This window comes from Gemmatimonadaceae bacterium, from assembly GCA_037721215.1.
GTDB lineage: Bacteria > Gemmatimonadota > Gemmatimonadetes > Gemmatimonadales > Gemmatimonadaceae > UBA4720.
The window spans coordinates 1-22,675 of record JBBJNV010000022.1; the positions used below are offsets into that span (position 1 = coordinate 1).

Annotated in this window: 22 protein-coding genes; 17 read left to right on the forward strand and 5 right to left on the reverse strand. The window is 60.7% G+C overall.

Features of this window, described 5'->3' with window-relative positions:
* Positions 1 to 1,346: RidA family protein (locus WKF55_12370; protein MEJ7760371.1), on the forward strand; the 1,346-nt coding region annotated here is incomplete at its 5' end.
* 96 nt (positions 1,347 to 1,442) lie between these two features.
* On the opposite strand, the gene WKF55_12375 is transcribed toward WKF55_12370, so the two are convergent.
* The gene (locus WKF55_12375; GenBank protein ID MEJ7760372.1) at positions 1,443 to 1,943 is read right to left on the reverse strand and encodes a hypothetical protein; all 501 of its coding nucleotides are present in this window, start codon (positions 1,941 to 1,943) and stop codon (positions 1,443 to 1,445) included.
* The gene (locus tag WKF55_12380; protein MEJ7760373.1) at positions 1,927 to 3,447 is read right to left on the reverse strand and encodes a glycerol-3-phosphate dehydrogenase/oxidase; all 1,521 of its coding nucleotides are present in this window, start codon (positions 3,445 to 3,447) and stop codon (positions 1,927 to 1,929) included. The genes WKF55_12375 and WKF55_12380 overlap by 17 nt, the downstream gene beginning before the upstream one ends.
* A 37-nt stretch (positions 3,448 to 3,484) precedes the next feature.
* Between WKF55_12380 and fadI the strand changes: the two genes are divergently transcribed.
* The 7 genes from fadI (at position 3,485) to rsgA (ending at position 13,371) form a co-directional block, all read left to right on the forward strand.
* Complete coding sequence (gene fadI / locus WKF55_12385; protein ID MEJ7760374.1) at positions 3,485 to 4,783, forward strand: acetyl-CoA C-acyltransferase FadI; 1,299 nt, start codon at positions 3,485 to 3,487, stop codon at positions 4,781 to 4,783.
* On the forward strand, positions 4,780 to 6,966 hold the full coding sequence (fadJ, locus tag WKF55_12390) for a fatty acid oxidation complex subunit alpha FadJ (protein MEJ7760375.1): 2,187 nt from the start codon (positions 4,780 to 4,782) through the stop codon (positions 6,964 to 6,966). The genes fadI and fadJ overlap by 4 nt, the downstream gene beginning before the upstream one ends.
* Before the next feature lie 82 nt (positions 6,967 to 7,048).
* Complete coding sequence (locus WKF55_12395; GenBank protein MEJ7760376.1) at positions 7,049 to 9,211, forward strand: S9 family peptidase; 2,163 nt, start codon at positions 7,049 to 7,051, stop codon at positions 9,209 to 9,211.
* A 49-nt stretch (positions 9,212 to 9,260) separates the two neighbouring features.
* Complete coding sequence (locus tag WKF55_12400; protein ID MEJ7760377.1) at positions 9,261 to 10,994, forward strand: M14 family metallopeptidase; 1,734 nt, start codon at positions 9,261 to 9,263, stop codon at positions 10,992 to 10,994.
* A 13-nt stretch (positions 10,995 to 11,007) separates the two neighbouring features.
* Positions 11,008 to 11,952, forward strand: coding sequence for a proline dehydrogenase family protein (locus tag WKF55_12405; protein MEJ7760378.1), 945 nt, complete (start codon positions 11,008 to 11,010; stop codon positions 11,950 to 11,952).
* Positions 11,949 to 12,335 (forward strand): hypothetical protein, encoded by a 387-nt coding sequence (locus WKF55_12410; GenBank protein ID MEJ7760379.1) that lies wholly within the window; start codon positions 11,949 to 11,951, stop codon positions 12,333 to 12,335. The genes WKF55_12405 and WKF55_12410 overlap by 4 nt, the downstream gene beginning before the upstream one ends.
* A gap of 31 nt (positions 12,336 to 12,366) precedes the next feature.
* Positions 12,367 to 13,371: a ribosome small subunit-dependent GTPase A gene (rsgA, locus tag WKF55_12415; GenBank protein MEJ7760380.1), complete on the forward strand. Its 1,005-nt coding sequence runs from the start codon at positions 12,367 to 12,369 to the stop codon at positions 13,369 to 13,371.
* Positions 13,372 to 13,461: 90 nt separating this feature from the next.
* Here rsgA and WKF55_12420 read toward each other — a convergent pair whose 3' ends face one another.
* From WKF55_12420 to WKF55_12430, 3 genes are all read right to left on the reverse strand, one after another.
* Complete coding sequence (locus WKF55_12420) at positions 13,462 to 14,727, reverse strand: alpha/beta hydrolase (protein MEJ7760381.1); 1,266 nt, start codon at positions 14,725 to 14,727, stop codon at positions 13,462 to 13,464.
* A gap of 90 nt (positions 14,728 to 14,817) precedes the next feature.
* Positions 14,818 to 15,273 carry an OsmC family protein gene (locus WKF55_12425; protein ID MEJ7760382.1) on the reverse strand — a complete coding sequence of 152 codons (456 nt, stop codon included), beginning with the start codon at positions 15,271 to 15,273 and terminating at the stop codon, positions 14,818 to 14,820.
* Positions 15,270 to 16,184 (reverse strand): sulfurtransferase, encoded by a 915-nt coding sequence (locus WKF55_12430; GenBank protein MEJ7760383.1) that lies wholly within the window; start codon positions 16,182 to 16,184, stop codon positions 15,270 to 15,272. The genes WKF55_12425 and WKF55_12430 overlap by 4 nt, the downstream gene beginning before the upstream one ends.
* Positions 16,185 to 16,334: 150 nt before the next feature.
* Here WKF55_12430 and WKF55_12435 point away from each other — a divergent pair, with 150 nt between their 5' ends.
* The 9 genes from WKF55_12435 to WKF55_12475 all read left to right on the forward strand — a co-directional run bounded on the left by WKF55_12435 (position 16,335) and on the right by WKF55_12475 (position 22,674).
* A complete protein-coding gene (locus WKF55_12435) occupies positions 16,335 to 16,691 on the forward strand; it encodes a (2Fe-2S) ferredoxin domain-containing protein (protein MEJ7760384.1) in 357 nt (118 codons plus the stop codon).
* 81 nt (positions 16,692 to 16,772) lie between these two features.
* Positions 16,773 to 16,955, forward strand: a complete 183-nt coding sequence (locus tag WKF55_12440) for a hypothetical protein (GenBank protein MEJ7760385.1) — start codon at positions 16,773 to 16,775, stop codon at positions 16,953 to 16,955.
* 91 nt (positions 16,956 to 17,046) lie between these two features.
* Entirely contained in the window at positions 17,047 to 17,382 is a 336-nt protein-coding gene (locus tag WKF55_12445) for a hypothetical protein (protein ID MEJ7760386.1), read from the forward strand.
* A gap of 50 nt (positions 17,383 to 17,432) precedes the next feature.
* Positions 17,433 to 18,365: a TerC family protein gene (locus WKF55_12450; GenBank protein ID MEJ7760387.1), complete on the forward strand. Its 933-nt coding sequence runs from the start codon at positions 17,433 to 17,435 to the stop codon at positions 18,363 to 18,365.
* 197 nt (positions 18,366 to 18,562) lie between these two features.
* On the forward strand, positions 18,563 to 19,570 hold the full coding sequence (locus WKF55_12455; GenBank protein MEJ7760388.1) for a hypothetical protein: 1,008 nt from the start codon (positions 18,563 to 18,565) through the stop codon (positions 19,568 to 19,570).
* Positions 19,571 to 19,702: 132 nt separating this feature from the next.
* The gene (locus tag WKF55_12460; protein ID MEJ7760389.1) at positions 19,703 to 19,906 is read left to right on the forward strand and encodes a hypothetical protein; all 204 of its coding nucleotides are present in this window, start codon (positions 19,703 to 19,705) and stop codon (positions 19,904 to 19,906) included.
* On the forward strand, positions 19,899 to 20,420 hold the full coding sequence (locus WKF55_12465) for a DUF4112 domain-containing protein (protein MEJ7760390.1): 522 nt from the start codon (positions 19,899 to 19,901) through the stop codon (positions 20,418 to 20,420). The genes WKF55_12460 and WKF55_12465 overlap by 8 nt, the downstream gene beginning before the upstream one ends.
* 6 nt (positions 20,421 to 20,426) lie before the next feature.
* Positions 20,427 to 21,842, forward strand: coding sequence for a DEAD/DEAH box helicase (locus WKF55_12470; protein ID MEJ7760391.1), 1,416 nt, complete (start codon positions 20,427 to 20,429; stop codon positions 21,840 to 21,842).
* A gap of 94 nt (positions 21,843 to 21,936) precedes the next feature.
* A complete protein-coding gene (locus WKF55_12475; protein ID MEJ7760392.1) occupies positions 21,937 to 22,674 on the forward strand; it encodes a fatty acid desaturase family protein in 738 nt (245 codons plus the stop codon).
* Position 22,675: the final 1 nt, after the last annotated feature.

The following is a 22,675-nucleotide window of genomic DNA, read 5'->3' on the forward strand; positions in this document are numbered from 1 at the left end:
CGCCGGACAAGGGCGAAGGACAGCAGTACGCGCGCAAGCCGGGAAACCTGTATTCGAAGCCGCGCACGCTCGTCGTGGATCCGTTGAAGACGAGCGTCGTCCGTCTGACGCTCGACGAGGAGGTGCCTCCCATCGAGGACTTCGCGAAACAGGAGACCAGGTACGTCAAGTATGTGAAACTCCGCAGCGAGCGGCTGTCGAAGTTCTGGGGACGCGACACGCACCTCGCCGCGTGGGTGCTGTTGCCCTGGGGATTCGAGGAGTACCCTGACGCGCGCTATCCGCTGATGGTGAATCACGGACACTTCCCGTCGCGCTTCGCCGGCTGGCGGGAAACGGCGCCGGACTCGACGCTCAAGCCCGACTCCAGCGCGCGCTTCAAGCTGCACGGATACAATCGCATCCAGCAGGAACACGCGTGGCAATTCTACAGGGATTGGACGGGGAAGAATTTCCCGCGGGCGCTCCTGATCGAGATTCAGCACGCGACGCCATTCTACGACGACTCGTACGCCGTCAACTCGGCGAACAATGGACCGTACGGGGACGCGATTCAGTACGAGCTGATTCCCGAGATTGAGCGGCGCTACCGCGGGATCGGCCAGGGGTGGGCGCGCTTCACCTTTGGCGGCTCCACCGGCGGCTGGGAGGCGATGGCGGTGCAGATGTTCTATCCCGAGCAGTACAACGGCGCGTGGGTGGCGTGTCCCGATCCCATCGACTTCCGCGCGTACACGGTCGTGAACATCTACTCGGACACGAACGCGTATTACACGGGTGGGCCGTTCAAGCGCGTGCCGCGTCCCGGGCAGCGCAATTATCTGGGACACCTGTCGACGACGCTCGAACAGAGCAACCATCGCGAGCTTGCGCTGGGGACGAAGAGCAGATCGGGCGACCAGTGGGACGTGTGGGAGTCGGTGTTCTCACCCGTCGGCGCGGACGGCTATCCGAAGCCGATCTGGAACAAGCTGACCGGGACGATCGATCGCTCGGTAGCCGAGTATTGGCGCGAGCACTTCGATCTTTCGTACATCCTGCGGCGCGACTGGCAGCAACTGGGGCCCAAACTCAAGGGCAAGTTGCGCATCTATGTCGGCGACATGGACAATTACTATCTCAACAACGCCGTCTATCTCGCGGAGGAGTTTCTCAAGACCGCCAATCCACCGGCCATGGCGGTTGTGGAGTACGGCGATCGCGCCGAGCATTGCTGGAACGGCGATCATACCCGGGCGAATGCGTATTCACGGTTGCGGTATCCGCAGATGGTGATTCCGTGGGCGGTCGAGCGGATGCTGAAGACGGCGCCAGCTGGTGCGGATGTGAAAAGTTGGAGATACTAATGAGCGGCGGCGGCGCCACCGGGACCGTAACGGTCAGCACCAGGACGGGCATCGCAGCCGGCCCAGCCGCGCGACACCGCGATCCCCTCCACCGCGCTAGACGCTGGAGGCAGACTTTTCCGAGTAGCGTCGCCCGGTCAGGGACAGAACAAAACCAATCACGCTTATCACCGCGATCACAAGAAACGGGGTGCTGACGCCCGATGTGCCGGCGAGAACGAGCGGCTTTGCCTGCCCGACGAGTCTCGACACGAAAAAGTGGGCGACGATCACCGCATACATGAGTGGTATCATCGCGCGATAGCGGAACAAGACCAGCACGAATAGCGATGCCAGCAGAAGCTGCTCAACCCCCATCCGCGCGAAGAGCCCAACAACGTTCTGAGCGGCGGATGCGGGATAGGTATCGAGCGGGATCGTGGAGATCGACTGCGCCCCGCCATCAGACCTGAGCAGGTGGGTGAGGCTCGTGGATATCTTGATCAGGATGATCGGGACGAAAAGCCAGAGCCCCGCAGGGTGACCGCGATAACGGTTGTCGATGCGTGCAGGAAATATTCGATTGAGCACGCGCGACTTTTCAACCATAAGCAGCATCGATCGCAAATATCCGCCCCACTTCTGCAGCATACAACTCTACGTGCGCCGTTTCCTCAATCTCACTCCACCCGAGAACTGGCGCCATCAACCCAGCAACCGCGCCGGCCACGCCGATACCGTGATCCCGCGTCTCGAACGCAACATGCGTCCGCCTTACCAGGACATCCCCCACAGTAACCGCCATCTCATGTCGAACCGCAAACTCGACGTCCCCAAAAGTATATGGGAGCCCATATACTAAACCGCGACGCAGAACGGGATCACTTTTCGCCATGCCGCCAACTCGCTGACGACGATCCTCCCCCGGCAGCGGCTCCTCAGCAGTAAAGACACCGGTCAACCCACTGGCCCCGCCCGCCACCCCGCCCACCTCGCCACTCCGGAGCAGTTTCACAGCCTCCTCCACAACCTCGGCGGCCATCGACCGATACGTGGTCAACTTCCCCCCGCTCACCGTGATCACCCCAGGCGCGTCCTCCGCAATCCGATGCTCCCGCGAGATCTCCGACGGATCAGCACCACTCGCCGCCGCAGCCAGCGGCCTTATCCCCGCCCACGCAGCAACGACATCTTCTTCGGCCAGCTCCGCGTCAGGGAAATAGGAATTCGCCGCCGCAAGCAGATACTCCACATCCGCTTCACTCGCTCGCACCTCGTCCGGCACGGCATCAGTGAACGTATCGGTCGTCCCGACAATGGTCTGCGTCCCCGACGGCAAGACGAACATCACCCGCCCATCCACCGGATTCACCATCGTCACCGCGCCACGATTCCCAACCCGTTCCGCCGGCACGGTGATATGAACCCCCTTGGTACCCTTCGCCTGCCAGGGCCCGGTCGCACTCACGGTCACCCGCGCGCTCACACGCACCTCGGCATCACCGAGTTCATCCCTTACCACCGCGCCATCCACCCGCCTTCCTATCCACGTGGCAGGCACCACCCGCGCGTAATTCACCGCCACCGCACCATGCTCCACCGCACTCAACACATTCGCCAGCGTCAGCCGCACATCATCTGTGGCCGCATCGTGATAAGTCGCGCCCCCAACCAAACCGTCCCTCCGCAACATCGGCTCATGCTCGACAATGCTCTCGACATCAAGCCCATGATGCTTCCTCGACCCGCGCGACCCCGCCAGCACATCATACAACGCCAACCCTGCCCTCAATTTCCACCTCGGCAGTCTCGCCCCCCGGTACACGGGCCAGGTGAACTCGAGCGGCTTCACGAGATGCGGCGCAATCCGCATCAACACCTCGCGCTCGCGCACGGATTCACGAACCAGCGCTATCTCGCCATGTTCGAGATATCTGATTCCGCCATGCACGAGCCGCGACGAGCGGCTCGATGTCCCACTTCCCCAATCGCCCTTGTCGACAATCGCAACGCTCAGCCCGCGCATCGCCGCATCTCTCGCGATCCCCGCCCCCGTAATACCACCACCGATCACCAGCAGGTCAAAACGACGGCCCTCGAGGGCGGCGAACATTGCGCGCATTCTGGAAAGATACCCCCCACCTCTCTAACTTCCGGCTATGCCCACCTTTGGAAACGGAAGGAGAGTCGCAATCGTCGCCGGTGTCCGAACACCCTTTACCAAAGCCGGCACAGCATTCAAATCCATTTCTGCAATTGACCTCGGCAAACTCTGCGTAGCCGAGCTCATTCAGCGCACCAACCTCGACGGCTCGGAAGTCGAAGCGCTGGTGTTCGGAACGGTTGTCCCTTCCGTAATCGCTCCGAACATCGCCCGCGAAGTGGCACTCATGCCGCTGCTCCCGAAAGGGGTTCAGGCTTTCAGCGTGAGCCGCGCCTGCGCCTCGGCGAACCAGGCAATCACCGACGCCGCCGACCAGATCGCACTCGGCCACATCGACGTCGCCATCGCCGGTGGCGCCGAGTCGCTGTCGAGTGTGCCAATTCTCCACTCCGCGGGAATGGCCGAAGCTCTGGTGCTCGCGTCAAAGGCAAAGTCTCTTCCTGCGCGCCTGAAAGCTCTGGGCAGGATCCGCCCGAAAGATCTGGTGCCGGTCACGCCAGCCATCGCCGAACCTTCGACCGGCGAATCGATGGGACAAAGCGCCGAGAAGATGGCGAAGATCAACGATATTTCCCGCGAGGACCAGGACCATTTCGCACTCCGGTCGCACCGTCTCTCCGCGGCAGGCACAACTGACGCCCGGCTCACAAACGAGATGATGCCGGTGTATGTCCCGCCCGGTTTCGAAAGCGTGGTGACCAGCGACAACGGCATCCGCGGCGACACGAGCTACGATCTGCTCGCGGCACTCAAACCGGTGTTCGATCGCAAATACGGAAGCGTCACCGCCGGTAATGCATCGCCTCTCACCGACGGCGGCGCATGCGTACTCCTAATGAGCGAGCGAAAAGCAAAAGCCCTCGGCTACGAACCAATGGGCTACATCCGGTCGTACGCGTACGCTGCACTGGATCCCGGTGAACAGTTGCTCCAGGCACCGGTACTCGCTGCTCCTGTCGCTCTGTCACGCGCTGGCCTGACCCTCGACGATATCGATCTCGTCGAAATGCACGAAGCGTTCGCGGCACAGGTGCTGTCGAACCTGCGCGGATTCGAATCAAAGGAATGGGCGGCACGCGCGGGATTTTCCAGACCGGTGGGCGAAGTCGATCAGTCACGCCTCAATGTCATGGGCGGATCGATCGCGATCGGACATCCCTTCGGAGCAACCGGCTCGCGAATCACCGTGACTCTGCTCAACGAGCTCGAGCGGCGCGACGGACAATTCGGACTCATGACGGTCTGCGCCGCGGGCGGAATGGGTTTCGCGATGGTCCTGGAGAGAGACGCGTGACCTCGCCCTACGCGCTCACCACCGAAATCCAGAACGGTGTCGCCGTCATCACAATCGACCTGCCTGGCGAGCCGGTCAACAAGTTCAACAAGGCAGTGAAGGATGAATTCGTGGCGCTTTTTGACCGCCTCGAGCGCGACCTCGAAGTTCGTGCCGCTGTACTTCTGAGCGGCAAAACCGACAGCTGGATCGCGGGCGCCGACATCGAAGAGTTTCTCGAGCTCAAAACGGCCGATGATGCCGCACGGCTGAGCCACGACGGACAGCTGCTCCTGGAATCGATCGAGCGAATGCGAACGCCACTGGTCTGTGCAATTCACGGCGCCTGCCTCGGAGGCGCCCTCGAAGTGGCGCTGGCGGCGCACTACCGCATTGCCACCGACCACCCGAAAACACTGCTCGCGCTTCCCGAAGTTCAGCTCGGTCTCATCCCTGGCGCGGGCGGCACGCAGCGATTGCCGCGCCTGATAGGCATACGCGCAGCGCTCGACATGATTCTCACGGGAAAGAATGTCCGCGCGAAGAAAGCACTGCAAATCGGACTGGTGGACGAAGTCGTGCATCCGGCAATACTTCGACGAGTCGCCGTTCAACGTGCAAACGAGATTGTTTCCGGCGTACGCAAACACGAAAAGCGGGACGTGGGTGTAACGGCATTCCTCCTCGACGAGAATCCCGCCGGCCGGCTCGTAGTGCTGCGACGGGCGAAAGACGAAACTCTGAAGAAGACGGGCGGCAACTATCCGGCACCGCTCGCGGCAATCGAGTCGGTCGCCGCAGGATATTCCGGCGGTCCGGGCCACGGCTATCGCGAAGAATCCCGGCTCTTTGGAGAAATGGCCGCGACCGATGTCTCGAGGCAGTTGATCTCACTGTTCTTTGCAACCACGGCGCTGAAAAAGGATTCGGGAGTGCGCCTCTCACCGGGCGAATCACAGCCGCAACCCGCTCCAATCGACAAGCTCGGCGTGCTCGGATCCGGCTTCATGGGAGCGGGAATAGCATCGATCGCCCTGCAGCAGAACACCCTGGTGCGGATGAAGGATGCCGATCACGGCCGCGTAGCAAAAGGCTTCGCGGCGGTGCGGGACGTATTGAAGGAACGGCTGACAAAGAAACAGGTAACGCGCGCCCAATACTCGGACATGATGTCCCTGCTCGGCGGGACAGTCGACTACTCCGGCTTCGGCAATGTGGATCTCGTGATCGAGGCGGTATTCGAAGACCTCAAAGTGAAACACGAGGTACTCCGGGAGGTGGAAGCCGTCATACGGCCGGACGCGATTTTCGCGTCCAATACCAGCACCATCCCGATAACTAAAATCGCAGAGGTCTCGGAGCGGCCGGAACGGGTGGTCGGAATGCATTTCTTTTCGCCCGTTCACAAGATGCCGCTGCTCGAAGTGATCACGACTTCCATCACCGACCCCGACGTGACAGCGACCGTGGTCGCGTACGGCAAAAAACTCGGCAAGACTGTGATTGTCGTAAACGACGGACCCGGCTTTTATGTCAACCGCATCCTGACTCCTTACATCAACGAGGCCGGACGTCTTCTCGATCAAGGCGCGGGTGTCGACGCCGTGGACCAGGCGCTCGTCAGCTGGGGTTTTCCAGTGGGGCCAATCACCCTCGTCGATGAGGTGGGTCTCGACGTAGGCGCCAAAGCAGGAAAGATCATGCATGAAGCGTTCGGCGAGCGATTCGCGCCGCCGTCTTCACTGCAGGCGGTGGTAATTTCGGGTCGGTACGGACGTAAAGTCAGGAAAGGCTTCTATCTCTACGACGACGCCGGCAAGAAAGGGCAGGTGGATCAGACAGTCTACGAGCTGCTGCGTCCATCACGAGCGTCGGCTGGCGCCAATGGTGGGTCGGCAGTTCAGACCTCTATCGACGCCCTCGAGATCCAGCAGCGCACCGTGATGCCGATGCTGAACGAAGCAGCGCGATGCCTGCACGAAGGCGTCATCGATTCGCCACGCGATGGCGACGTCGGCGCGGTCTTCGGCTTCGGGTTCCCACCGTTCCGCGGCGGCCCGTTCAGATACATCGACTCGCTCGGCGTCGACTACGTTGTCAGTCAGCTTCAGGGATTGAACGACCGATTTCCGGGACGGTTCCAACCCGCTGAACTGTTGACAGAGATGGCGCGCCGGGGCGAGCGATTTTATCCGGAGTCGTGATCGTGTACGCGGTGTATCACGGTGCATGACAAACCACGTTTTGCAAACCAGACCAATGATGCGTAACTGTTTCAGATCACTGATGCTTGCCGTTCTCGTGCCGCTTGCTGCCAGTGCGCAGGGTGGGGCATCGATGCTGACAGTCGATAGAATCTTTGCCGGACGCGACTTCCAAAGCGCTCCTTTGCCCTCGATCCACTGGCTCGCCGACGGCAAATCATATCTGGGCACAAAGTCGAACGCGGCGGGGGGCAGTGACTTCGTGCGGGTCGACCTGGCGACGGGCCAGACGACACTGCTCGTCGATGCCAGTGCAATCGTTGGAGCCGCCGGCAAGCGTCTGGACATCGAGAACATTGACCTGTCTTCGGATGAAACGAAGGCACTGCTGTTTCACGACTCCGAACGGGTATGGAGACAGAACACGCGCGGCGTGTATCACGTTCTGGATATCGCCTCCAGGCGGATCGTACCGATTTCGACGAAGCCCGGTTTGCAGATGTTCGCGAAATTTTCCCCCAACGGCAGGCAGGTTGCTTTTGTGCGCGGAAACAATCTTTGGGTCTCGGATCTTGCGGGAGGGGAACGCCAGCTGACCACTGACGGCAGCGAGACGATCATCAACGGCACCACCGACTGGGTTTACGAAGAAGAGTTCGGCCTCAGCGACGCCTTCCGCTGGAGTCCTGACGGGCGCCGGCTCGCATTCTGGAGATTCGATCAGTCCGGAGTGCCGTCGTTTCCGATGGTGGACGAAACAGGGCTTTATCCGGCAGTAGCACCGCTTCGCTACCCGAAAGCCGGTCAACCGAACTCCACCGTTCGTCTCGGCATCATTTCTATCGCCAGTGGCGCGACGAAATGGCTGCAGGTTGCAACCGGGCCGGATGTCTACATACCGCGAATGAACTGGGCAGGGAATGACAGCGTCGTCGTGATGCGAATGCCGAGGCGGCAGAATCGTTCGGAGCTGCTGATGGCGAGCGCGGTAAGCGGTATAACCCGCGCAATGGTCACTGACTCGGACTCTGCATACGTCGATGTCGAGGATCCGGTGTGGATTGGGGACGGCCGCCAGTTTCTCTGGTTGAGCGACCGCAGCGGATGGCGCCAGCTGTATCTACATGATAGAAGTGGCAAGCTCGTACGCCAGGTCACGCAGACCGGATCTGATGTGCTTGGAGTGGTCAAGGTCGATGAGCCGCGCGGGACCGTCTACGTTCAGGTCGCCGCCCCCAACGCCACGCAGCGGCAGGTTTTCAGGTATTCGCTGAACGGCGGACCGGGCACGCGAGTGACGCAGGGCGATGGCTCACATACGCTCAACGTCGGGCCCGGCGGACGCTACGCCATCGATACGCATTCGAGTTTCGGCATCCCCTCAACGATGTCGCTGCAGGAGTTTCCCTCGATGCGCCGGGTGCGCGTAATCGAAGACAATGCTGCGCTAAAACAAAGGCTCAGTGCGACTGGCATACGCGCCGGCGGTTTTTTCCGATTGCCGGCCGCCGATGGTACGACCATGCTCGATGCGTACCGGCTGGTTCCCTCGACGTTCGACAGTACGAAAAAATATCCTGTGCTGATGTATGTATATGGTGGACCTGCATCGCCTCAGGTAAATGACTCGTGGGGCGGGACGCGTTACCTGTGGCATCAGTCGCTCACGCAGAAGGGCTACGTCGTAGTGGTGGTCGACAACCGCGGCGCGGCGTGGCGTGGCCGGGATTTCCGGAAGATGACGCAGAATCAGCTGGGTAAACTGGAAAGCGACGATCAGATCGCCGCCGCACGCTGGCTCGGGCAGAGAAGCTGGGCGGACAGCGCCCGCATCGGCATCTGGGGGTGGAGCTACGGCGGGTACATGACGGCAATGGCGACCATGAGAGGCGGCAATCTGTTCCGGATGGGTATGTCAGTTGCACCTGTAACTGACTGGCGGCTTTATGACACCATCTACACGGAACGCTTCATGTGGACTCCGCAGGATAATGGCGCCGGCTATACCGCGTCGGCTCCGCTCACACATGTCAACGGTTTGACGGCGAAGTTTCTGCTCGTGCATGGGCTGGGCGACGACAATGTACATCCGCAGAACTCCGTGCAGCTCATGCAGAAGCTTCAGCTTGCGCGGAAACCGTTTTCGCTGATGCTGTACCCGAACAAGACGCATTCGATTTCCGGTGCCGGTGGCACGCTGCATCTCTACGACACGTTGACGCGATTTGTTCTCGAGAACCTCTAGAGTTGCGATGTCCCCGGCGAGAGTGTGAGGTCATGCGTGGCTGCGGCGGATGGGACACCGAGACCACCGGGACCACCGAGGCCAGCGGGACACTGAGCTTGACGGTGTGCTCGTGACACTCGTGCGTAGCGGGATTGCGGCGGTGAGTCTCGCGATGATGACTGCGTGTGGCTCGGTAATGATTGGCGGGTCACCGCCGGGTCCGCGAACCCGTGCGGAGCGAACGGCGTATCGGGAGACTTCGCACTACGCCGATGTGGTGGCGTTCATCGATTCACTGAAAGGCCGGCCGGGGCTGACGTTCGGATCGATCGGGCGCACCAGCGAGGGACGCGAGATTCCCTACGTCATTGCTTCGAGGCCGCAGGTCTCTACTCCCGACGAAGCGAGAAAGCTGGGCAGGCCGGTCGTATACGTGCAGGGCAACATCCACGCGGGCGAGATCGAGGGCAAGGAAGCACTGCTCTCGCTGCTGCGGGATCTGAGCAACCCACGACGCCCCAACGCGCTCGACTCGGTAATCCTCATCGCGGTTCCCATTTACAACGCTGACGGAAACGAAAAGTTCGGGTCGCAGGATACCACCCGCGGATCGCAGAACGGCCCCGAACAGGTGGGTGTGCGACCGAACGCTCAGGGACTCGATCTCAATCGCGATTACATCAAGGCTGAGGCTCCGGAAACGCGCGCTTCGCTGGCAATGTTCAACGCCTGGAATCCCGATGTGTTCGTGGACCTGCATACCACCAACGGCAGCTATCACGGTTACGCTCTCACGTATGCGCCGCCGCTCCATCCTTCGTCACCCCTAGGCGCGTTTACACGTGACTCGCTATTGCCGGTGCTGCGTGAGCGAATGCGCTCCCGACGCCGCTTCGAGACTTTCGACTACGGCGACTTCGTCTCGGCTGACACACTCTCGAAGGGATGGGTAACGTTCGATTCTCGTCCGCGATTCGGCACCAATTACTACGGGCTCCGCGGGGGCATCAGCATTCTGAGTGAGGCGTATTCGCACGATCCGATGCAGCGCCGAGTTGCATCGACGTATGCATTTGTGGGAGAGATACTATCGCTCGTGGGGGAGCAGGCGTTGCAGATCAAGTCAATGACGCAAGCCGTTCGCTCGAGCGCTATCCGCAATGACGCTGCGATTTTCCCGGGCGACGACCGGATCGGCAACGACCTCCACGACGACCGACGGAGAGCGGCTCTCCGCTCAACCATGCGCGCCGCACCTTACTTACAAGGGGTCGTTGCAGAGATTGTCGAGCGCACAAGCGACTCCGCCCGGACACAACCCGGCGTTCCGAAAGGGCGCCGCCGAACGGGTCGCTTTACGACAGTACAGATGTCAGTCTACGACCGATTCGCACCAACACTCTCGGAAAAGAAATTCGGTAGCTATTTCATCGCCAGGGGCGATACGCAGGTTGTCGGGGCTTTGCGGCGACACGGCGTCTCAGTAAGTACGCTCTCGCGTGACTGGCGCGGGCCTGTGCACTTTTTCAGGATCGACTCAGCGGCGGCGTCAGCTCGGCCATTCCAGGGGCACCGTGAGATGCGCATCGACGGTCGGTGGATACAAACGGAACGGACAATTCCAGCGGGATCGTTCCTCGTCCGCACCAATCAGCCGCTCGGTCTTCTTGCTTTCTACATGCTCGAACCCCAAAGCGACGACGGTCTCGTCACTTGGAACTACTTCGATGCCGCTGGGAAGCCCGGAGCCGAATTCCCGGTGCTGCGCACCTTTATCCCACTGCCGCCACTTTCCCAATAGTCCTCAGGTTCAGATGCTTCGTAACGCTCTCCTTTATCTCTCGAATCAGCCGCGGGTTTTCAGCTTCGTCCGTCACAATCGAATGGCAAACAGCTTCGCCGGGAGATTCGTCGCCGGCGAGACGCTCGATACTGCGCTGGCGGCCGTCAGGCAGCTCAACGCGAAAGGCATCACGGCCTCGCTTGACCTCCTTGGCGAAAGCGTTCGCAACGAAGGCGAGGCACGTGAATCTGCCCGGCAGTACATGGAAATGCTGGAACGCATCAAATCCAGCGCGCTGGATGCAAACGTCTCGGTAAAGCTTACCGCGATGGGGCTCGACATCTCCGAGAATCTCTGCGTTTCCAACCTGCAGGATATCCTCGACCGCGCCAGAGATTACAAGACCTTTGTGCGCCTGGACATGGAGGGCAGTGCCTACACCGCGAAAACTCTCGAGCTGTTCTATGAACGGCTTTATCCATCCTACCGCGCGAATGTCGGCATCGTTCTGCAGAGCTACCTGTACCGCACTCAGGGCGATGTCGAACAGGCAAACATCGCCGGCGCAAGGGTGCGCATCTGCAAGGGTGCATACAAGGAGCCGGAAACTGTTGCGTTTCCCGAAAAAAAGAACGTCGATCAGTCATACGTCAGAGCGATGCACTCGTTGATGCTCGACGGACATTACCCGGGTATCGCGACCCACGACGAAGTGATCGTCGCCGACGCGAAGAGGTTTGCGCGCGAGCAGGGAATCGCAAACGACAGGTTCGAATTCCAGATGCTGTATGGAGTTCGCCGCGACCTGCAGGAGCAGCTCGTAAAAGAGGGTTACCGCATGCGAGTGTACGTGCCCTTCGGCACCCAGTGGTATCCCTACCTCATGCGCCGGCTGGCGGAGCGGCCGGCAAACATGGCGTTCATCACCGGGAATGTCATCAAGGAGATGGTCGGCAGCCGCCGCCGCTTGCGATGAGCCAGTTTCTTCCTGCGGACCATGCAAAGGGTGACGCGAACACGGTCGGTGGCTATGCGGCGGTCCACGCCCGCCCGCCTGCGTTCGAGGGCCGGGACGGCGCGTCGTACAGCGTCGAGATAATGACCGATGCCACCGGTGAAAGAGAGCGGCCGTTCGCGGGATACCTGTTGTTCGTGCGATGGGCAACCGGCGATCCTGTTGCCGCCGGGCACGTAGAGACGGATTATCTCTGCTACGCCGAGACAGAAGCCGAGGTGCGCGAGCAAATTGGCGGGATGCAGTTGAATGACGCGCGCGGACAGCTTGACTCTGTCGTCGCCGGCCGCGCTGCGTCTGGCCGGCCGTGGTGGGAAGCGATGCGCGATGAGACCGCGCAGTGACCATTCGATACGATGATGTTCGCGTGATTCAGTGAGCTTCGAACACGAAGCAGAGGGGCCGGACGCAAACCGCAAGCGTGGCGTCGTAATGGCCGGGACGGGCGGCATCTGGCAGGTACGCACGACCGATGCTGAAACCCACGATGTCTCGATACGAGGCCGGCTCAAGAAGGAAAGCGATACTGCACTCAAGCTCACCGTCGGTGATGCCGTCTGGCTCGAGCGCGACTCGGCCGGAGACACCTGGGCCATCGCTGAGATTCTGCCGCGGAAGTCGCAGCTCGCGCGACGCATGCCCGGTGGCGGACACGGGGAGAGAATCGTCGCCGCGAACATTGACCAGGTAATCGTCGTGTTTGCCGCCGCCAAACCGGAACCGCATGTCCGGATGATGGACCGCTTTCTCGTAATCGCCGAGGGGAACGATCTGGAAGCAAGAATCGTTATCAACAAGATCGATCTCGTCGATCAGGCAGAAACCCGCGAGCGATTCCGGGATTACGAGCGCGCGGGGTACGCCTTGCACTTCACGAGCAGGAAAGAGGGTATCGGCCTCGAAGAGCTGCATGACGCCCTGGCTGGCCGTACATCGGTGCTGAGCGGACCCTCCGGCGTTGGAAAATCATCGCTGTTGAACGGGATGTACCCGAGCCTCAACCTGCGCGTTGGAGAAATCAGCGAATCGGTAAACAAGGGGCGGCATACGACGGTTGGTGCGGTACTGCATCCGCTCCCCGACGCCGGGTACGTAGTTGATACCCCCGGGCTTCGCGAGGTGGGAATGTGGGGGATGCCGTCCGAGAATCTCGACGCATGCTTTCCGGAATTCCGGGCCGCAATCGGGGAGTGCAGGTTTTCGGACTGCACTCACACGGCGGAGCCTGACTGCGACGTGCGAACCGGTGTCGCCAAGGGTGAGATCAGCAGCGAACGGTACGAAAGCTATGTGAAGCTAAGACAGGAGCTCGAGGATACGGAGAAAAAGTGGGCGACGTACAAACCGACCCCGGTTGGGGGGAAGAAGCGCGGGCGGTAGACGAGAACTGGATGAGCGGGGGGCACATCGCTCAGGCTCACTGCCAAAGTGCCTTAGTCAATTTGCTTGAGCAGGGCCTGCGTCCCGAGGTCATCTGGTAACCGCCGCAAGAAACCTCTCGATCGCGTACGTACTCATCTGCCCGCACGGCCCGCTGAAATTGAAATCGCACCCGTGGCGGCCCCAGGGAATCTCCAGATACAAATGCTGCCGGCCGGCCGCCGCAAGCCTTTCCGCAAGCATCTGGCTCTGCGCGGGGAAAATCAGCTCGTCGCGCGTTCCATGAATGAGCAGCGTCGGAATTGTATGGGACCCCACATAATTGATCGGCGACGACGATGCATAGGCCTCCGGAACCGTCGCCGGCGTGCCGCCAAGGAAACCCTCGAGAACTCCCCGGCTGTCGAACACCCGTGGCTTTGAAGGATGGTCGTATCCGTACTTCTGATCTGATGGCGCATAGAATCCCACCACCCCGCGAATGGCTGGATCATTGCCCCGGTACGCCTCGAGCAGCGCGAGCTGGCCGCCCGCTGATCGCCCGATCAACACCATCCTGGACGGATCGATGCCGAACTTGCCGGCGTTCGTCTTCAGATACGCGATGGCGGCACTTACGTCCTCGCTTGCGGCGGGATGCGGATGGTCCGGAGCCAGGCGGTAGCTGATCGCCGCAACCCCGAAGCCCCGCGCGGCCAGGTACCGGTTGAGGGGTGCAAGATCGGTACGCAACCCGCCCCTCCATGACCCACCATGAATCATTACAACGACCGGCGCAGCAGTTGCTCCGCCCGCGGCTGCCGTTGATCGATCTCCAGCCCGGTACAAGTCAAGCCCGAGTGGCGTACCGTTCCGCACGACGTAGACGTGAGTTGTTACATCCACCGACGGAGACCGTACTCCGCGGAACAGATCTCCGCCACGAATCGGCGCGCGGCGGCTCGGCGCATCAGGCCCGCTTCGAGGACTGATCTCGCAGCCGGCTCCACGCCCCACCGGGGACGTCACGTTGCCGTTCCCTGCCGGCTGAGATTGCACCCTGCCGTCTCCCGTCGCCGTGCAACCAAACGCAATATCGAGCCGCGCCGGCAAAGCACGCGCAATCGGTATCGCCCTCACAAGTGGAGATAAAGCGAGCATCATCGTGACGACACTGAACGCAGCGCCGATCCGGCCCAGACCACTGCCACTCCAACCCGGGAGCAGCGGAATGAGCGCGATCAACGCTAGCACATGTCCCCATTCGGTGACCGCGATGGAGAGCTTCCAGAGATTATATGTGGGCTCGGGAAATACAGCGAGCAGCGACGCCAGAAAAAGAAGGATTGCGAAGATCAGCCGGAGCGCCGGGATCATATCACCCACACTTGCCTCAACACGAGGTGAATCCGGTCTTGTTTATGAGCGATTCCGCACCGAAGGGCGTGATGTCCGATTCTCACCCGATCACGCGGGTGTGGCTTCCTTCTCCAATTCCAGTTTCAGGTTCCACACCACCGGAATATCGCGCGACATAGAGTCACGAACCGAACAATATTTTGTCACGGCGAGTTCGATTGCCCGCTCGGCCTGAGTGCGCTCGATGCCACTACCGGCGATCGTGAAATCGAGGGTGACGTGGCTCAGGCGGCGCGGAGTGCCATCGACCCGCTCGCCGATGACATTTACATCGAGCGATTGAACGGGCGTCCGGCGCTTTGCGAGGATATCCACCACATCCACCGATACGCAAGACGCGAGTGCTCCAAGGAGCGCGTCCACCGGACTCGGCCCGGCGACGCCATCCCCGTCGAGCAGAACCGCGGGACGACCGCGGTGTCCCGCGCTGAATCTGCGACCACCTTTCCACTCGACCACCACTTTTGCCGGCTTGCCCACTTTTGGGTTCACTGCCGATGTCACTTCGGGCCTCCTTTCTCGATCGGCGCCCGAACCGCATTTCCCCACTCAGTCCAGCTTCCATCGTAGTTACGAACCTTTTCGTAGCCAAGCAGCCGTGTGAGAACAAACCAGGTGTGTGACGACCGTTCACCAATCCTGCAGTACGCAACGATGTCATCATCGGGCTTGAGCCCCTGCTCCTTCTCATAGATATCACGCAGTTCGTCAGCCGACCTGAATGTTCCGTCGCTGTTTGCGGCGCGGGCCCAGGGAACGCTGCGAGCCCCGCGGATATGACCGCCCCGCAGCGTTCCCTCCTGCGGATACTCCGGCATGTGAGTCTTCACGCCACTGAACTCATCCGGCGAGCGGACGTCCACCAGCGGTTTGCCGTTTTCAGCGTGCTCGCGTACTTCATGAAAAAACGTGCGGATTGCTTCATCGGAACGTGGCTGAGCCCTGAAATCGGTGGGCGCAAATGACGGAACATCAGTGATCATGTCCCGCCCCTCCTGCTCCCACTTGATCCGACCGCCATCCAGGAGCTTCGCATTCGTGAATCCGAAAAGCTGGAAAACCCAGTAGGCGTAGGCAGCCCACCAGTTGTTCTTGTCACCATAGAAGATGACGGTTGTGCTCTCATCGATGCCCTTCGCGCGGAGCAGCCTCTCGAACTGCTCGCTCGTGATGTAGTCGCGCTGAACGGAATCGTTCAGATCCTCATGCCAGTCCACCTTCTGCGCGCCCGGAATATGGCCAGTGTCGTAGAGGAGCACGTCCTCATCGCTTTCGAGAATGCGAATCGCAGGATCGTCAAGGTGTCCGGCAAGCCATTCTGTCGTCACCAGTGCCTCGGGGTGGGCATAGCCCTTTTGAACGATTGCTGGATCGGCCGGTAGACGTGACGGGTTGCGATATGGTGTGCTGGTCATTTGCGATCTCCGAAAGGCTGAAGTCAGAAACAATCTTCGTCATTCGCAACTGTCAACCTCGCCCGCACGCTGGCATCTTTCGAGATGGGACAATACAGGCACCATGTCTTCGTCTGCACGCTCGAGCCCGCGCCACAGAGCGCATAAGCAATGCCCGCCGCTGAACCGTTCGATGCGCCGTTCATGGAGGCCTACTCACACCACGTGCTGGTGTGCACGGGTAGTTTCTGTTCGCCCAACCGGCAGGGCAGGGCGCTGTACTCGCAACTTGCCTCTTTGCTTCAGCGCGAAGGCCTTCTCTTCGGCCCCGCTCGTGTGAAGCGCGGCGAGACACCCTGCCTGGGGGTCTGCATTGGAGGGCCGATTGTGGTGGTGTATCCCGATGGAATCTGGTATGGAGGGGTAACTCCGGAGCTTCTCGAACGAATCGTTGTGGAGCATCTAAAACGGGGCCAGGTGGTTGAAGAAGCTGTGTTTCATCGTCTGAGGGCCGAGTCCGGTGGTTGACCGTGGGTCGGCCAAAGCCTGAATCTGGCATGCCTTCTGCCAATCGATATTCCTGTAGTTTCCTCTGACCCCGGAGTGGCAATGGCAGACGATCGCGAACTTATCGAGCCCAACGAAGGCGACAAGCGCTACGTGAGGCGTGACAAGGAAGGCAAATTCACGGAGAGCGACGACTTGAACCGCTCACTGTCGCAGGACAACAACCAGAAATCGAAGACCGACTCGGAATCAGGGCAGGGCGACAGGGGCGACAGCAACAGATAGCAGCCCGCGCGTCCGGATTTCCCGTGGGCGGAGGGGGCATCAACCCTTCGCCCGCTTCGTTTGAGTGCCCCGGGCTTTTACATTGCAGTCAATGCCCATTCCGTACAACCCGCGGCGCCTTGCACTCGGGGCGGCTCAGAGGTTCATCTTCGACGGCCGCGATCCCGAAACCATGCTGGAGCGCATTTCGGGCATTGACAAGCATGGCAACATCTTGCCACCCGACCCTGACACCGCCGAGCGCATCATGTCACGCCCCCGCGACCGCATCCTGCAGAACCTGGACGAGATGTACAGCGAAGCCTTCGAACGTGCCAGAGAGAGCGGCGACAAGTCGCAGATGACTGTGCTTGATTTCGCATACCGGCGCGAGCAGCTCTACTTCGAGGTGCTCCTGGATGTGCGCGACGCCCTGGAGCGGCGCTGACTGGAGAAAAAGTTTGCTGGCAGCCACGTTAGCCGCGTGACCGGGCGCGAATGAGCGGGCAGGCGCTGTTCTTCGCATTCAACGTCGGAGTCCTGGCGGTTCTGGCCATCGACCTCGGTGTTTTCCACAAGAAAGCTCACATCGTCAGCGTCCGGGAAGCCGCCACGTGGAGCTCTGTCTGGATTGCGCTTTCACTGGGTTTCGCTGGAGTCATATACTGGCTCCGTGGGCCTCAGCCGGCGCTGGAGTTCGTCACCGGCTATCTGATCGAGTACTCGCTCTCGATCGACAACATCTTCGTCATCGTCCTGATCTTTTCGTATTTCAGGATTCCGGAGAAGTATCAGCACCGCGTGCTCTTCTGGGGGATTATCGGCGCCCTGCTCATGCGCGGGGGCATGATAGCGGCCGGTGCCTTCCTGATTGAGCGGTTTCACTGGATCATCTACGTATTCGGGGCATTCCTGGTGTTTACAGGAATCCGGATGGCAACCCACGACGAGACCGATATCGAGCCTGAGGCGAACCCGGTGCTCCGCCTGGTGCGCCGGCTGCTACCGGTGACTCACGACTACCGTGGCCAGAACTTCTTCGTGCGCGAGGCGCCGAAACGGGGAGAAGCCGTTGTATTGATGGCGACCCCGCTCTTCGTCGTGCTCGTTCTGGTCGAGACTACCGATCTTATCTTCGCCGTCGACTCGATTCCGGCTATCTTCGCCATCACCAAGGATCCCTTTCTCGTCTACACGTCGAATGTCTGCGCAATTCTGGGCTTGAGATCGCTCTATTTTCTTCTCGCCGGGGTGATTCACAAATTCCACTATCTCAAGCTTGGCCTGGCCGTCGTGCTCACGTTCGTCGGAGCCAAGATGCTGCTGAGTGGCGTCTATACGATTCCGACGATTATATCACTCCTTGTGATTGCCGTGGTTCTGACGCTGGCCGCGGTAGCGTCAGTAATGTTTCCCAAAAAAACCATCTGAGTGGCGCCCAGCGGCTGATTCCACCCAGCTGAGCCGCCCGCGTCTGCCCGGTCTGGCGGAACCGCGCCCGGCCCCTGCCGCCAGTCCCTCTCCCCGGACGCACAAACATGTGGCGACGCCAGCCGGAGACCTGTAGTTTGAGGGACTGAAATCTACCGAACCCCTTAATCCCGCTCTGATCCAGAGAAGGAGGCCGCATGCTCGACCATTTTCCCCGCCCGGCTCGGCTCGCGGCGGTGCTTGCATTGCCTTTCGTTGTCGCCGCGGCATTTCCCGTGGCCGATGGAACTACCTACGAGTTCATCGTCAAGTCGCAGAGCCCGCAGAGCGGCAACAAGGAAACCGTGACCATGCGCGGACGCGGAACGGTTGCGGGTAACGATGCCCGCCTTGACATTGTGGATGCATCAGTCGCGGGCAGCTCGGGAGCGTTTGGAGGCAAGGGTTCATACTTTCTCGTACTTGACCGTGGCGCGAAGATGCTCCTCGTCGATCCCAGCCAGAAGTCGTACATGGCGTGGGACATGGCAAGCATGTTTGCCGGGATGAGCAAGGTGGTAAATGCTGTTGGAGGGCTCGTGAAGATGGAAATGTCCGACGTCAGGATCGACGCGCAGGACATGGGTGCCGGACCGAAGATTCAGGGTTACACCACCAACCACGTGCGGATGACTCAGAATTATACGGTCAACGCCAAGGTGTTCGGCCGCTCCTCGAAGACGCGGAGCGAAACGACGACGGACTATCACTTCGCGCCGGCTCTGAGGAGCCTGTCGAACCCGTTCGTGTCGAACAGCCAGTCCATGGCGATGTTGTCGCAGATGGACATGTTCAACAACCCTGACTACAAGCGACAGATGACGGCGGCCAACGCCAAAATCCAGTACGGTGTTCCGCTCAAGTCGGTATCGAGAACCGTTTCAACTGACGACAAGGGCAAGCAGCAGGTGAGCATCGTCACCAGCGAGATGGTGAACTTTGTGAAAAGCAACGTGCCCAGCTCGACGTTTACGGTTCCGGCCGGCTATCAAATGGTCGAGATGCCGAATCTCGGTGCAACAGCATCGAATGGAAAGCCCGGTTTCAATGCCGATTCAGTCGCCGCCGAAGCGAAGCAGGGAGCGAAGGAAGGCCTGAAAGAAGGTGTGAAGGAGGGCGCGAAAGAGGCCACCAAGGCCAAGCTTCGAGGTATCTTCAAGCGCTGAACCTTGGGCTTACAAGCAAGTGAACACATCAGACCGGCCCGCCCTGCACGGCGGGCCGGTCTGCGTTCTGCCAACTGGTGCAGCTAGATTCAATCGGACGCAGTCCCGGTCCCGCCAACCCCGTTTCCATTCATGCGCTCATTTGCCCGGCTGATCCCGTTCCTCGTTGTCGTGATCGCACTGCTCGCCCTCTATCAGTTTTATGGCGCTTTCCTCGCGGCAGGCGCTGGCAACTGGCCATTCGCCGCTTTCTACGCGCTGTTCGGGTTCGCCGGGTTCGTGCTGGTAAGGGCACTCTGGACTCACCGCAAAGGGCTGAATCGGTCTGATGCGTGATCCCGCTGCGCCGCTAGTGCGCGACGCCGACGGCCGGGTCGTGAACCTGCCGATGGCTTCGGACGACAAGGCTGCACGCGTTCGATCGCTCGCGCGCCTGCTCGACTCTGCGGTACGTATCCCAGGCACCAACATCCGGTTCGGCCTCGATTCGCTGATAGGAGTCGTGCCGGGTATTGGCGACGTCGCCGGTGCGGCATTCTCCGGCTACATCGTCCTTGCCGCCGCCCGGCTGGGTGTGCCGGCTACGGTTCTCACCCGGATGCTGGTCAATCTCGCTACCGACGCCGCCGTGGGTGCGATACCGCTCATCGGCGATCTCTTCGACGTCAGCTTCAAGGCCAACACGCGGAACGCCGCGCTTCTCGACCAGCACCTCGGCGCTCCATTGCCCGGGAAAAAGGCGAGCCGTTTGACAATCGTGGCGGTCGTCGGCGGGCTTGTTCTGCTCGCCGCTGGTGCCGTCACTCTGACGGTCCTGCTGTTTCGAGGATTAAATGCACTCATCACCTGACGAACAATGACCGCGTCCTTCTCGCCGCTTCATCTGGACCGAAGCCTCCTTACGGGCCTCAAGGAACTGGGCTTTACGCGGCCAACGCCGATTCAGGCTGATGCAATTCCCCCCGCGCTCGAAGGTCGCGACGTTCTTGCCTGCGCATCGACGGGCAGTGGCAAGACAGCCGCGTTTCTGCTGCCGATTCTTCATAACCTGATCGAGCGGCCGCGCGGAAAGACGCGGGCGCTTGTAATCACACCGACACGCGAGCTTGCCGCGCAGATAGTCGAACAGCTGAATGCTCTTGCCATGCACACGCCGGTAACGGCGTGGGCGATTATCGGGGGAGTGGGAATGGGCCCCCAGGAGCACGCATTCCGGAGCGGAACTGATGTGCTGGTAGCGACCCCGGGTCGGCTGCTCGACCACATGAAGTCATCCTACGCGAAGCTGGACGGAATCGAATACCTCGTTCTCGACGAAGCAGACAGAATGCTCGACATGGGATTCCTGCCCGATGTCCGGCGCATTCTTCGGGCGATACCGTCCAAACGACAGACGTTTTTCTTCAGCGCGACAATTCCGGCTCCAATCGCCACCCTGGCGAGCCAGATGCTGCACAATCCGGTTACGATCAATCTCGATCGCACGTCGGCACCGGCGGTGGGCATCACGCAGGCGTTGTATCCGGTTCCCCAGGAACTAAAATCGTCGCTGTTTCTCGAGCTTCTCAAGCGTGGAGAAATGAAGGAAGCGCTCGTCTTCACGCGCACCAAGCATCGGGCCAATCGGCTGGCGGAATATCTGGTGCGTAACGGCATCAAGGCCGAGCGCATCCATGGCAACCGGTCGCAGCCGCAGCGCACCGAGGCTCTTGCCGGATTCAAGAGCGGCAAGTACCGGGTGCTGGTGGCAACCGACATCGCTGCCCGTGGCATCGATGTCGAGGCGCTGGGCCATGTCGTAAACTTCGATGTTCCGCCGGCTCCGGAGGACTACATCCATCGCGTAGGTCGCACTGGCCGCGCTGAGCTCACGGGCGAGGCGTTTACCTTTGTTGCGCCCGAAGAGGAAGGCGATGTGAAGGGAATTGAGCGCGCGATCGGCCGCAGGTTGCCACGCGTCACGCTTCCCGATTTCGATTATGCGGCCAGAACTGCGCAGCGGCTGGAGATTCCGATCGCCGAGCGAATTGCGGGAATCAGGGCGAAGAAAGCGGAGGACCGTGCGCGCAGTGCAGCAAAGAAACAGCGGCAGGCGGGTGGTGCCGGAAGCAGTGGTGCTGGTACAGGCGGACCGTCTGCGCTTTCCAGTAGTGGCAGCGCACGTTCTGGTGGCAGCGCACGTTCCGGCGGCGGCGGGACAAGTCGAAGTTCCGGCGGCGCGGCAAGCGGACGGTCTGGTGGAAGCTCGAACCGTGGCGGTCGTACCCGGTAGCGGTTGCGCGTAGCATATCGCGGATGGATGAATCCGTTATCCGGCGGTTGCGCGTACGAAACAGCATGATACATTCGCCACAAATCACAAGATCATGTTACTGACCCGGCTCATCCAGGCAGGCTGTGTCCTCGCCGCGTACTCGCTCGTTGGCGTGCACATTTCGCGGCTCGCAGAAGCGTCGGCGATCCTGCAATGGTATCTGCCGCTGGCGCTTGCCGCGGCGTGGGTCGCTTCGGACCTCGCATCAGGGGTCGTCCACTGGATTGCGGATAGCTGGGGAAGCCAGCAGACACCGATTGTCGGGCCCCGCTTCCTCCGGCCGTTCCGCGTTCACCACATCGACCCTGAGGACATCCTCCGACGCGGATTTGTTGGCCTGAACGGCGATGTCGCGATCGTCACGCTTCCGATTCTGGTCGCCGCATTTGCGATTCCCCTTACAGGCGGATTCGGCAAACTCATTGCCCTCTTCATCGTGTCGATGTCTGCGGTAGGCCTTCCGACCAATCAGGTCCACCAGTGGGCGCACATGCCGCATCCCCCGAAGTTTGTCGGATGGCTTCAACGCAAGGGATTTATCCTGAGCCGCGAGGAGCATGTCGAACATCACACGTCTCCATTCGCGATGAATTACTGCATCACCAATGGCTGGTGCAATCGCGCGCTCACGAAGATCGATTTCTTCCGCCGAATGGAGAGCATCATCACGCGAGTTACAGGTGCGGTACCCCGCGCTGACGAAATGGTGATGACACTCAGCGACTCCGCGCCGCGCCGCGTGCAGGATGAGGCACCTTCACGGGACGTGCCCGAGCGCATGATAGCCTGAA